At 64.2% G+C, this 11,960-nt stretch carries 10 protein-coding genes and 1 pseudogene; 7 read left to right on the top strand and 4 right to left on the bottom strand.

The features are described from left to right. From AB1A62_RS21775 to AB1A62_RS21750, 6 genes are all read left to right on the top strand, one after another. Positions 1-260 (top strand): NAD(P)(+) transhydrogenase (Re/Si-specific) subunit beta (locus AB1A62_RS21775; RefSeq protein WP_366663556.1); only part of this gene is annotated, 260 nt, incomplete at its 5' end. Positions 261-293: 33 nt separating this feature from the next. Then, positions 294-1,613 carry an aspartate aminotransferase family protein gene (locus AB1A62_RS21770; protein WP_366663555.1) on the top strand — a complete coding sequence of 440 codons (1,320 nt, stop codon included), beginning with the start codon at positions 294-296 and terminating at the stop codon, positions 1,611-1,613. Between the two features lie 65 nt (positions 1,614-1,678). Then, positions 1,679-2,929, top strand: a complete 1,251-nt coding sequence (locus tag AB1A62_RS21765) for a Zn-dependent hydrolase (RefSeq protein ID WP_366663554.1) — start codon at positions 1,679-1,681, stop codon at positions 2,927-2,929. A gap of 5 nt (positions 2,930-2,934) precedes the next feature. After that, on the top strand, positions 2,935-4,395 hold the full coding sequence (hydA, locus tag AB1A62_RS21760; protein WP_366663553.1) for a dihydropyrimidinase: 1,461 nt from the start codon (positions 2,935-2,937) through the stop codon (positions 4,393-4,395). A gap of 92 nt (positions 4,396-4,487) precedes the next feature. Then, entirely contained in the window at positions 4,488-5,978 is a 1,491-nt protein-coding gene (locus tag AB1A62_RS21755) for an NCS1 family nucleobase:cation symporter-1 (protein WP_366663552.1), read from the top strand. A 67-nt stretch (positions 5,979-6,045) separates the two neighbouring features. After that, positions 6,046-6,336, top strand: a complete 291-nt coding sequence (locus tag AB1A62_RS21750) for a DUF1330 domain-containing protein (RefSeq protein ID WP_366663551.1) — start codon at positions 6,046-6,048, stop codon at positions 6,334-6,336. A 55-nt stretch (positions 6,337-6,391) separates the two neighbouring features. Here the strand turns inward: AB1A62_RS21750 and AB1A62_RS21745 are convergent, their stop codons facing one another. Continuing rightward, complete coding sequence (locus tag AB1A62_RS21745; protein ID WP_366663550.1) at positions 6,392-8,044, bottom strand: ABC transporter substrate-binding protein; 1,653 nt, start codon at positions 8,042-8,044, stop codon at positions 6,392-6,394. A gap of 106 nt (positions 8,045-8,150) precedes the next feature. Further along, the gene (locus tag AB1A62_RS21740) at positions 8,151-9,809 is read right to left on the bottom strand and encodes a BCCT family transporter (protein ID WP_366663549.1); all 1,659 of its coding nucleotides are present in this window, start codon (positions 9,807-9,809) and stop codon (positions 8,151-8,153) included. Between the two features lie 119 nt (positions 9,810-9,928). Between AB1A62_RS21740 and AB1A62_RS21735 the strand changes: the two genes are divergently transcribed. Next, on the top strand, positions 9,929-10,861 hold the full coding sequence (locus AB1A62_RS21735; RefSeq protein WP_366663548.1) for a LysR family transcriptional regulator: 933 nt from the start codon (positions 9,929-9,931) through the stop codon (positions 10,859-10,861). Positions 10,862-10,902: 41 nt separating this feature from the next. Here AB1A62_RS21735 and AB1A62_RS21730 read toward each other — a convergent pair whose 3' ends face one another. Continuing rightward, positions 10,903-11,487, bottom strand: a complete 585-nt coding sequence (locus AB1A62_RS21730) for an exopolysaccharide biosynthesis protein (protein WP_366663547.1) — start codon at positions 11,485-11,487, stop codon at positions 10,903-10,905. A 379-nt stretch (positions 11,488-11,866) separates the two neighbouring features. Further along, positions 11,867-11,960, bottom strand: a pseudogene (locus AB1A62_RS21725) (integrase); the annotation flags it as partial.

The following is an 11,960-nucleotide window of genomic DNA, read 5'->3' as shown; positions in this document are numbered from 1 at the left end:
TCCCGGAAACGGATGTGGCGATCGTCATCGGCTCCAACGACATCGTCAACCCGGCGGCGCAGGAGGACCCCAACTCGCCGATCGCCGGCATGCCGGTGCTGGAATGCTGGAAGGCGAAACAGGTGTTTGTCTCCAAACGCGGCCAGGGCACCGGCTACTCCGGCATCGAGAACCCGCTGTTCTTCAAGGAAAACACCCGCATGTTCTACGGCGACGCGAAAGCCAGCCTCGATACGCTGCTCAATCTTTCTGCCGCCTGACCCCCGCAGATCAATCAAGAAGGAACGACCGTCATGACTGCTGCTCCGGCCCCCAAGAACGACCTTGGCGCCTATTGGATGCCATTCACCGCCAACCGGCATTTCAAGGAAAATCCGCGGATGATCGCCGGGGCGGAAGGGATGTATTACACCACCACCGACGGGCGGAAGGTGATGGATGGCACCGCGGGCCTGTGGTGCGTCAATGCAGGCCACGCGGCGCCGCGGATCACTGAGGCGGTGCGGAAACAGGTGGTGGAGCTGGACTATGCACCGGCCTTCCAGATGGGGCACCCCAAGGCCTTTGAGTTGGCAAACCGGCTGGCGGATCTGGCGCCGGGCGATCTGAACCATGTGTTTTTCACCAACTCAGGCTCGGAATCGGTGGAGACCGCGCTGAAGATCGCGCTAGCCTATCACAAGGCCAGGGGCGAGCAGGGCCGCACCCGGCTGATCGGCCGTGAGAAGGGCTATCACGGCGTCAACTTCGGCGGCATCTCGGTCGGCGGCATCGTCAACAACCGCCGCCATTTCGGCAGCCTGCTGACCGGCGTTGACCACCTGCGCCACACCCATGACCCGGCACGCAATGCCTTTACCAAGGGCCAGCCGGAGCATGGCGCGGAACTGGCCGAAGACCTGGTGCGGCTGATCGAGCTGCACGGGGCGGAAACCATCGCGGCGGTGATCGTCGAGCCGATGGCCGGGTCCGCCGGGGTGATCCTGCCGCCCAAGGGCTACTTGCAGCGGTTGCGCGAGATTACCCGAGAGCACGGCATCCTGTTGATTTTCGACGAGGTGATCACCGCCTATGGCCGCCTGGGCCGGGCCTTTGGCGCCGACTACTACGGTGTGGAGCCGGACATGATCACCACCGCCAAGGGTCTGACCAATGGTGTGATCCCGATGGGCGCGGTGATGATCAGCAGCGCAATCCACGATGCCTTCATGACCGGGCCGGAGCACATGATCGAGCTGTTCCACGGCTATACCTATTCGGGCAATCCGGTCGCCTGTGCGGCGGCGCTGGCAGCGCTGGACACTTACCGCGAGGAGGAGTTGTTCGAGCGTGCGGCAGCGCTGGAAGACTATTGGGCGGAGGCGCTGTTCAGCCTTAAGGGCCTGCCGCATGTTCAGGACATCCGCTGTGCAGGCCTGGTCGGCGCGGTGGAGCTGGAGCCGGTGGCGGGTGCGCCGACCAAGCGTGCCTTTGAGACCTATCTGCGGGCCTGGGATAAGGGGGCGCATCTGCGCACCACCGGCGACATCATCGCCATGTCACCGCCGCTGATCATCGAAAAATCCGAAATCGACGAGCTGATCGGCATCCTGGCCGAGTCGCTCATCACGTGATCAACCGGCCGGCGGCCCGCCGCGGAGGAGCGCGCGGGGCGGCCGGCCGCCAAGGGAGAGACAATATGAAAGACGTACAAAGCAACGCCCGCATCAATGGCAGCCGCCTGTGGGATTCGCTGATGGAAATGGCGCAGAAGGGCCCGGGGGTGCGCGGCGGCAACAACCGCCAGACGCTGACCGATGCCGACAAGGAAGGCCGCGACCTGTTCAAGCGCTGGTGTGAAGAGGCCGGCATGACGGTGGGCGTTGACAGCATGGGCAACATGTTTGCCCGGCTGGAAGGCGCGGAGCCGGATCTGGACCCGGTGATGATGGGCAGCCACCTGGACACCCAGCCGACAGGCGGCAAATACGATGGCGTACTGGGCGTGCTGGCGGGGCTTGAGGTGGTGCGCTCGATCCGTGATCAGGGCATCACACCGCGCCGCCCCATCGTGGTGGTGAACTGGACCAACGAAGAGGGCACCCGCTTTGCCCCCGCGATGCTGTCCTCCGGCGTCTTTGCAGGTGTCCACACCCAGGACTGGGCCTATGCCCGCGAGGACGCGGATGGCAAGAAGTTCGGCGAGGAGCTGGCCCGGATCGGCTACAAGGGCGATGAGCCGGTGGGCAACCGCAAGATGCACGCGATGTTCGAACTGCATATTGAGCAGGGCCCGATCCTGGAAGCCGAGGGCAAGGACATCGGCGTCGTCACCCACGGCCAGGGCCTGAACTGGCTGCAGGTGACGCTGACGGGGCAGGAGGCGCACACCGGATCCACCCCGATGCCGATGCGCCGCAATGCAGGTCTTGGCGCGGCGCGGATCACCGATCTGGTGCACGAGATCGCGATGAGCCACCAGCCCGACGCCGTGGGCGCGGTGGGCCACTGCGACTATTACCCCAACAGCCGCAATATCGTGCCGGGCAAGGTGGTGTTCACCATCGACTTCCGTTCGCCCAGCTTTGACACCCAGACCGACATGGAGCAGCGCCTGCGCGACGGGGCCGCCCGGATCGCCGAGGAGCTGGAACTGGGGCTGGAGATCGAACGGGCTGGGCATTTCGACCCGGTCACCTTTGACGAGGGCTGCGTTGATGCGGTGCGCCGGGCGGCGGAGAAGCTGGGCTATTCGCATCGTAATATCATCTCCGGCGCGGGCCATGATGCCTGCTGGATCAACAAGGTGGCGCCGACCGCCATGGTGATGTGCCCCTGTGTCGACGGCCTTAGCCACAACGAGGATGAGGAAATCAGCCGTGAATGGGCAGCGGCGGGCACCAACGTGCTGCTGCATGCGGTGCTGGAAACCGCAGAGATCGTGGAGTGAGCGGCATGAGTCAGAGAACCGTGATCAAGGGCGGCACCATTGTTGCCGCCGACCGCAGCTATGAGGCCGATGTTGCCATCGAGGACGGCAAGATCGTGCAGATCGGCACCAATTTGAATGGCGACAAGGTGCTTGATGCCGAGGGCTGCTATGTCATGCCGGGCGGTATCGACCCGCATGTGCATCTGGAAATGCCCTTCATGGGCACCCATTCGGCGGACGACTTCGAGTCCGGCACCCGCGCGGGCCTCGCGGGCGGCACCACCATGGTGGTGGACTTCTGCCTGCCCAGCCCCGGCCAGTCGATGCTGGAAGCGCTGGAGGCCTGGCACGCCAAGTCGAAACGCGCCTGCGCCGACTACTCCTTCCACATGGCAGTGACCTGGTGGAGCGAGCAGGTGTTCAACGAGATGCAGCAGGTCGTGGACCTCGGCATCAACTCCTTCAAGCACTTCATGGCCTACAAGGGCGCGCTGATGGTGGACGACGACGAACTGTTCGACTCGTTCCGCCGCTGCGCCGCGCTGGGTGCGCTGCCGATGGTGCATGCTGAAAACGGCGATGTGGTCGCTACCATGCAGCAGAAGCTGCTGGCTGACGGCATCCGCGGACCGGAGGGCCACGGGCTGTCGCGCCCGCCGGAGGTCGAGGGCGAGGCCACCAACCGCGCCATCATGATTGCCGACATGGCGGGCGTTCCGCTGTACGTCGTGCACACCTCCTGCGAGCAGGCGCATGAGGCGATCCGCCGGGCCCGCCAGAAGGGCATGCGCGTCTATGGCGAGCCGCTGATCCAGCATCTTGTGCTGGATGAGAGCGAATACCGCCACCCCAACTGGGACCACGCCGCGCAGCGGGTGATGTCGCCGCCGTTCCGGGACAAATCCCATCAGGACAGCCTGTGGGCCGGTTTGCAGGCGGGCTCCTTGCAGGTTGTGGCAACCGACCACTGCGCCTTTACCGCGGATCAGAAACGCACTGGCATAGATGATTTCACCAAGATCCCCAATGGCACCGGCGGCCTTGAAGACCGGATGCCGGTGCTGTGGAGCGAAGGTGTGAACACCGGGCGGCTGACCCCGAATGAGTTCGTGGCAGCCACCGCCACCAATATCGCGAAAATCCTCAACATTTATCCGCGTAAAGGGGCGATTCTGGAGGGTTCGGACGCCGACCTGGTGGTGTGGGATCCCAAGAAATCCAAGGTGATTTCGCCGGAAACCCAGCAATCGGTTGTGGAATACAACGTCTTCTCGGGCCGCGAGGTGACGGGCCTGCCGCGCTATACCCTCAGCCGCGGCGAGGTGGCGGTGGACGACGGCACGGTCTGCGCCACCCCGGGACACGGACGGTTTGTGGACCGGCCAACGTTCCCGGAAGTGAACAAGGCGCTGTCCAAATGGAAAGAGGTGACCGCGCCCCGCCAGGTCGTGCGCTCGGCTGAAAACATGCCGGCCTGCGTCTGATCATGCCCCCCGGCGCAGGCCGGGGGCTTTTGCATCTGCTGCCCTGTGGAGGACGGGGCGGCAGCAAGCCAAAAACAGGGAGGAAACTGAAAATGGCTGATATCACCAGCGGGTTTTCCGCATCCGGCGCCGAGGTGCCGCCGCGGATGGATCTGACCGGGATCGACCCGGAACTTTACAACGAGGACCAGCTGCCCACCACGGCGGCGGAACGCACCTGGGACTGGCTGGCGATTGCCGCGCTCTGGGTCGGCATGGTGGTCTGCATCCCGACCTATCTTCTGGCGTCCTATCTGATCGGATCAGGCATGAGCTGGGACCAGGCGGTGCTGACCATTCTGGCGGCCAATGCTATTGTGCTGATCCCGATGGTTCTTGTGGGCCATGCCGGCACCAAATACGGCATCCCCTTCCCGGTGCTGCTGCGCTCGTCCTTCGGGCCGACAGGTGCCAAAATCCCGGCTGTGGCCCGCGGCATCGTCGCCTGCGGCTGGTTCGGCATCCAGACCTGGGTCGGCGGTTCGGCAATTTTCGTGATCCTGAACACCCTCACCGGCGGGGCGCTGGCGGGCGAGGCGCTGCCGGTGCTGGGCATCAGCGCAGGTGAGTTCATCTGCTTCCTCGCCTTCTGGGCGCTGCATCTCTACTTCATCAAGAACGGCACCGAGTCGATCCGCTGGCTGGAAACCTATGCGGCTCCCTTCCTGCTGGCGATGGGGCTGGCACTGCTGGCCTGGGCCTATGTCAACGCGGGCGGTTTCGGCGAGATGCTGTCCACCCCCAGCGCCTTTGATCCGGGCCAGCCGCAGGAAGGCCAGTTCTGGGTGGTGTTCTGGCCGAGCCTGACCGGCATGATCGGCTTCTGGGCAACCCTGGCGCTGAACATCCCCGACTTCACCCGCCATGCCAAAAGCCAGAAGGACCAGCTGCTGGGCCAGATGGTCGGCCTGCCGATCCCGATGGCGCTGTTTGCCTTCATCGCCTCCGCCGTGACTTCGGCAACCGTGGTGATCTATGGCGAGGCGATCTGGGATCCGATCCAGCTCTCTGAGAAAATGGGCGGGTTCTCGGTGATCATCGCGCTGTTTGCGCTGATCGTGGCGACGCTGACCACCAACCTGGCGGCCAACGTGGTGGCGCCGGCGCACGGCTTCTCGAACCTGGCGCCGAGCAAGATCAACCTCAAGCGCGGCGGCTACATCACCGCGGGCATCGGTATTGCCATGTTCCCCTGGATCCTGGTGAACCATATCATCGGCTGGCTGATCGCCTATTCGGCGCTCTTGGGTCCGATCGCGGGCGTGATGCTGGCGGACTACTACCTGCTGCGCAAAACCAAGCTGGAAGTGGCCGACCTGTTCAAGATGAACGGCATCTACTCCGGCAGTAACGGCACAAACTGGGCCGGGGTCTGGGCGCTGGTGATCGGCATCCTGCCGAACCTGCCCGGCTTCCTGGCCGGTGTCGGCATCACTGCAGGCACATCGGACTTCTTTGCCACGATCTATACCTATGCCTGGTTCGTCGGGCTGTTCGTGGCCGGTGCCGCCTATCTGATGCTGTCGAAGATCCTGAACAAGTAAGATAAGGCCCCGGAGCGGAAAGCCCGCTCCGGGGCGTGCTGCAGACATCAAACTGAAAGAATGCCCAATGCCCAAAGCCTACTGGATTGCACATGTCACGGTGACGGATTCCGAGCCCTATGCCCTTTATGCCGCCGGGGCGACGGAGGCCTTCCGAAAGTTCAACGCGCGGGTGCTGGCGCGCGGCGGAACCTGCGAGCAGCTCGAGGGCGACGGCCATCCGCGCAATGTTGTCATTGAGTTCGAGACGCTTGATGCGGCGCTGTCCTGCTACAACTCGCCTGAGTATCAGGAAGCAAAAAACCACCGCCTTGGCGCCGGTATCGCCAATATCGTGATTGTGGAAGGCGCAGGCTGAGGGCGCGCACCGGTTCCGGTGCGCGCCCTGTTTTGTCCGATCGTTCTGTCGGCGGTCAGGCCTCCAGCGCCAGCTTGTGAACGTGGATTTCGTTGATCGGATGGCTCTCGGCGCCGATGATGCCGGGCCGCGCGTGCCGGTAGAGCGAGCGCCAGTAGGGCTGGATGATGGTCCCGTCGTCGCGCATGAACTGCTCGATCTTCTCCATATGCCCGCGGCGGGTATCGGCGTCGGCGATCGCTGAAGCGGCTTCGAGCATGCTGTCGAACTCGGCGCTGGCGAGACCGGTTTCGTTCCAGGCAACCCCGGTCTTGTAGGCCAGCGTCAGCACCTGCACCCCAAGCGGGCGGTGGCCCCAGTCGGTTGAGCTGAACGGGTATTTGTCCCAGTCGTTCCAGAAGGTGTTGCCGGGCAGCACGGTGCGTTTGACGTTGAGGCCGGCATCGCGCATCTGCGCCGCCAGCGCATCGGTTGTGTTGCGCCGCCAGTCGTCATCGATCGAGATCAGCTCATGCTCGAAATCGAGCATCCCGGCCTCCTCCATCAGCTGGCGCGCGGCCTCGGCGTCGCGGACCGGGGCGCCGATGTCGGCGTATTCCGGGTGGATCGGGCAGACATGGTGGTTCTCGGCCAGGGTGCCGCGGCCGTCATAGCCCAGCTCCAGCAGCACCGCGTTGTCGCAGGCCAGCGCCAGGGCGCGGCGGACGCGAGCGTCGGCATAGGGTGTTGCCCCGTCCACGATGGCGTCGCGGTTGGTGCGCAGCACCAGGGTGTTGGCGGAGACGGACTCGCTGACGTTCCAGCCGATAGAGGTGAAGATGTCGACGTATTCCCCCACGGTCTCGTAGGTCATGTCGATCTCTTCGGCCTCCGCGGCAGAGAGATGGGTCGATGCATCGGTGCCGAAGTCGATGAACTCGATCCGGTCCAGATAGGCGCCTTCGCCCCACCATTCGTGGTCGGTGTTCTTCTCCAGCGCCACCTTCACGCCGACTTCGTATTCGACCAGCTTGTACGGGCCGGTGCCGACCGGATCCGCGCCCGGATCGCCGGACCAGCCGTCCGGCACGATGGCGGCGGGGTATTCGGTCACCGCCGGGATGATGGTGATGTCCGGGCGGGTCAGTTTCAGTTTCAGGGTCAGGTCGTCAACGATTTCCAGCGCGCCCTCAGCCGGGCCGTCGCCGGCCTCGTTCTGCAGGGAGCCCATGCGGGCCGCCATCGAGTTGCCTTCCCATTTGCCATCGCACCAGCGGGCAAAGTTATAGGCGACGTCCTTGGCGGTCAGGGTGCCGCGGCCGTCGTTCCAGTTCACGCCGGGGCGGATGTGCAGCAGATATTCGGTGGCGTCTTCGTTGACTTCCCAGCTTTCCAGGAGGCGGGGTTCAAAGGTGCCGTCGGCGTTGTACTGCACCAGATATTCCAGATAGCCGCGCACCAGGTTGCCCAGCTGCGGCCAGTTGAACAGCGGCGGATCCAGCAGCGCGCGCACCACCTGCTGGATGCGGATGGTGCCGCCTTCCTGCGCATTGGCCGCCGCCTGCACCGGCTGGCTGAGGCCGATCATCCCGTAGGCTGCAGAGGCAGTGACCCCCAGCGCGGTTGCCCGGCTCAGGAATTCGCGGCGGTCCAGCTTGCCTTGCGCCGCCTCCTCTGCGTGCATCAGAGCCGCGGGGTGGAGGGTTTCCCTGTTGTAGTATTTGGTCATTTTGCTTCCTTTTATTGCTGTGTCCGGCACACGAAAAGGTGCGGGCAGCAGTCTGGAGAATGGAGCGGCAGCCCTGCCCGCCGGCCGCCGCCCCCGGGGAGATGCCTTATTCAGCGGGCTCCTGGGTTACTGTGGCGGCCACGCCTGCCTGCGCGCGGCGGCCGTCGTTGTAGATCGCCTTGATCAGCGCCGCGCATTGCAGCACCATCACCAGCGAGAAGGGCAGGGCGCCGATCACCATCGCGGTCTGGATTGCCTTCAGGCCCCCGACCAGCAAGAGCGCCGTGACCACCGCACCCAGCGCCACACCCCAGAACAGGATGTGCGGGCGGGCCTTGGGGCCTTCGTCGCCGGCGGCGTTGATGGTGTTAACGATCAGCACCGCACTGTCTGCAGTGGTCACCAGATAGGTCATCAGCAGAACCACGATCATCACCGACATCGCCCAGCCCAGCCAGGGCGACAGCATGTATTGTACCATGGCAAAGATCTTGTCGCCATCCGGCGCGCTGGAGATCTGGCCGCCTGCGCCGCCGTTCAGTTCCAGGTCGATGGCGGTGCCGCCGGCCCAGGTGAACCAGACAAAGCACATCAGCGACGGCACGATCATCGCGCCCAGCACGAACTCGCGGATGGTGCGGCCCTTGGAGATGCGGGCCAGGAACAGGCCGACGAAGGGGGCGAAGGCAATCCACCAGGCCCAGTAGAACACCGACCAGCCGCCCTGCCAGCCTTCCAGCTTGGTTGCCACGCTGTCCGGGTTGCCGTCGCCGGTCCAGACGCGGAAGCTCATGTCCGGCAGCGCCGCCAGGTAATCCCAGATGCCGACAAGCAGCGCCTGCAGGCCAAAGAAGGTGGATCCGAACAGCAGGAAGAAGCTCAGGAGCGCGATGCTCAGCACCATGTTCAGGTTGGAAAGCCACTTGATGCCCTTGCCGACGCCCGACAGCGCCGAGGCGGTGGAGGCGGCCATGATCACCACGATGGCCACCAGCACACCGGTGGTGTTGGCAGTGCCTGCGTCATTGGTCAGCCCGGTAATGCCGATACGGGTAAGGCCGGAGACAAACTGCTCCACCCCGAAGCCCAGGGTCTGCGCCACGCCGAGGATGGTTGCGACCACGGCGACGATATCCACCAGATGGCCGATGGAGCCGGAGAGGCGGGCGCCGAACAGCGGCGTCAGCGAGGAGCGCATGGTCAGCGGCAGGCCGCGGCGGTAGCTGAAGAATCCCAGCGCCAGCCCGGCAATGGCATAGCAGGCCCAGGCGCCCAGACCCCAATGCAGGAAAGACCACTTGTAAGCCATGCGGATATTGTCCGCGGTGCCGCCATTGGTCAGACCCTGGATCACTTCCGGGTTGTTGTTCCAGTGGTAGATCGGCTCTGCCACCGCCCAGGTCAGCATGCCGACCCCGATGCCGGCCCCGAACATCATCGAAAACCAGGAGAAGTTGGAGAATTCCGGCGCGTCGCCCTGCTGGCCCAGCTTGAGCCGCCCGGCGGTCGGCCAGATTGCCAGCGCGATGCAGCACAAGACGAACAGCGCCACGGTCCAGATGTACCAGGCGCCGAAGGAGGCGAGGATGAAGCCGTTGATCGAGTTCAGCACCGCGCCCGACTGTTCGGGGAAGGCAATCGCCCAGACCACCAGCCCGCCGATCATCAGCTTGGAGGAAATGGTGACGATCTGGCTGAAACCCCGGTAAAATCCGCTGTCGGACGTGCCGATCGGCAGATCCGTTAAAGGAGGTTTTATTGACATAGAGTATCCCTGTCTTTTCTGATCTGCTCGTTGATGCCGCCGGGGCTGCGGCCTTAGCAGAACTTACGCAGGGCATTTTTTGTTATAAAAAATTTTCCTTTTGCAGTAGGCAATAATTTATGAGCGACATTAGCGGGATTAATAGGAAGCTGAGCTACAACCTGGTGGCGCTGCACACCTTCGACCTGGTGGCCCGGCATGGCAACTTCACCGGCGCCGCCGAGGCGCTGGGGCTGACGCAGTCGGCGGTGTCCCAGAAGATCAAGGGGCTGGAAACGGAACTGGGCATTGCCCTGTTCAAGCGCGAGCACCGCGGCGTCTCGCTGACGAACGAGGGCGTCCGGCTGCTCAATGTTGTCCGCCCGGCAATGGCGCAGATGGGAAATTCCGTGGCTTCGCTGCTTGAGCGGAAGTCCAAGCCGAGGGTGCGGATATCAGCTGATTTCGCCTTCTCCAGCTTCTGGCTGCTGCCCCGGCTGTCGCATCTGCGGTCGGAGCTGGGGGATGAGATCGAAATCCAGATCCTGGCCTCGCAGGTGCCGCCGGCGGACTATGGCGAGGATTGCGACATCAAGATCCACGTCGCTCCGCGCAGCAGCATGGCGGACGGCGATGTGATGCTGCTGCAGGAACGGGTCGCAGCTGTGTCCAGCCCCGCCTACCTAGCCGCCCACGGCCCGATCCCGGCCTCCGCCAGACTGCTGGACTGCCATCTGCTCAGCCTGTCGAAACCGGCGTCGGCGGAATGGCAGACGTGGCAGGGCTGGTTTGACACCCTTGGCATCGCGGGGGAAAGGTCCAAGAACTACATCAGCTTCAACAATTACGACATGGTGGTGCAGTCGGCAGTGGCTGGCGACGGCATCGCGCTAGGGTGGCTGGGGCTGATCGACAACCTGCTGGCGGACGGCAGGCTGGTGCAGGTGACCGGGGATGTGGTGGCCAGCGACGCCGGGTATGTCATGTCGCGCGACTACTCAAGCCGCCTGCGCGGCCCGAACCTGGTGTTCGAGTGGATTGCGGCCCATTCGGCGGGCCTGGCGCTGAAGTAGAGTCCGGCTGCGGCGCCGCAGCGCCCGCTGGCGGATGCGTTTCAGTGCATCAGGCTGTTTGCCCCGATCAGGATCGAGGCCGCCACGAACACAGTCAAGGCAATCGACAACAGCCCCGCGCAGGCGCCTGCCAGCACGATCGCCCCGTCCCGTTCCAGCAGCCCGATGCTGGTGATGAAAAGGGCGATGGCCGGAAACCAGCCGCTGAGCGGCAGCGGCACAAACAGCGCCAGGGACACCAGGAACAGCAGCCCGCCGACCAGCTGTTCCCGCCGCGGCTGGAACACCGCCCGCAGACGCGGCCGGGCAATCCGTTCCAGCCGCCGCGACACCGGGCGCAGGCGCAGGACGATACGGCGCATGCCCGCACCGGAAACCCGGATCCGCGCGATCCGGCCCGGCAGCCGGACGCTGGAAAAGCCAAGACCCATCTGCGCGCAGAAAAACAGCAGCGGCAGGGCGGTGACAAGCGTTGCCCCCGGCGGCAGCGGCAGCAGGTTGATCAGGCAAGAGAGCAGGATGGCCCAGCCGAAGGACCTGTCGCCAAGCTGTTCCAGAAAGGCGCCCAAGGAAATGTCATCTGCGCTTTGATGGCCGCGGATCACGCGCAGCAGCGTAAAGGACAAGGACCGCTTCCTGGCCAGGCTTGCGGCAGCGGAACCGGGGCATCCAGAAACAGCTTTCAATGTCGCCTCGCAATTCGGACCGCGCCGGACCCCTGCTTAACTTCTTCGCGCCGCTGCGGCAACCGTCTTTGCCGCGGGCCCATCAGTTGGCCTTGGGGCCAGTTCGCTCCTTGCTAAGCTCTTGTGCGCGCGGCGCCCGGACCCGTGTAAGGCGCATTTGCGATATTGGACTGGAAATCAGGCACACTGCATCCGTTTTCCGGTATCCAGCCCTTGCCACCCGGTTCCGGTTCCAGGACGCGCGCCTTCTGCTTCACAGAGCCGCAGCTGCGGGTGGCGCGCACCCGTGAAGGCTCAAGGGTCGTTGCGACGTTTCCTGCTATCTCAGTTTCATGAGTTCGTCCCTGAACGCTTCAGCCGGTGTGCGCCACCCGAGGCATTTTCTAGGTGTGTCGTTTAAGCGGTCGCAAATC

It is taken from the genome of Leisingera sp. JC11 (assembly GCF_040704725.1).
Lineage (GTDB): Bacteria > Pseudomonadota > Alphaproteobacteria > Rhodobacterales > Rhodobacteraceae > Leisingera.
Note: the sequence above shows the minus strand (reverse complement) of the source record. Positions and strands in the feature narration are given on the sequence as shown.

What these genes read in the sequence shown, in the direction of transcription:
- AB1A62_RS21765 (WP_366663554.1), top strand. Translation starts at nt 1,679, where the DNA reads ATGAAAGACGTACAAAGCAACGCCCGCATCAATGGCAGCCGCCTGTGG.
- AB1A62_RS21770 (WP_366663555.1), top strand. Translation starts at nt 294, where the DNA reads ATGACTGCTGCTCCGGCCCCCAAGAACGACCTTGGCGCCTATTGGATG.
- AB1A62_RS21735 (WP_366663548.1), top strand. Translation starts at nt 9,929, where the DNA reads ATGAGCGACATTAGCGGGATTAATAGGAAGCTGAGCTACAACCTGGTG.
- hydA (WP_366663553.1), top strand. Translation starts at nt 2,935, where the DNA reads ATGAGTCAGAGAACCGTGATCAAGGGCGGCACCATTGTTGCCGCCGAC.
- AB1A62_RS21755 (WP_366663552.1), top strand. Translation starts at nt 4,488, where the DNA reads ATGGCTGATATCACCAGCGGGTTTTCCGCATCCGGCGCCGAGGTGCCG.
- AB1A62_RS21745 (WP_366663550.1), bottom strand. Translation starts at nt 8,044, where the DNA reads ATGACCAAATACTACAACAGGGAAACCCTCCACCCCGCGGCTCTGATG.
- AB1A62_RS21750 (WP_366663551.1), top strand. Translation starts at nt 6,046, where the DNA reads ATGCCCAAAGCCTACTGGATTGCACATGTCACGGTGACGGATTCCGAG.
- AB1A62_RS21740 (WP_366663549.1), bottom strand. Translation starts at nt 9,809, where the DNA reads ATGTCAATAAAACCTCCTTTAACGGATCTGCCGATCGGCACGTCCGAC.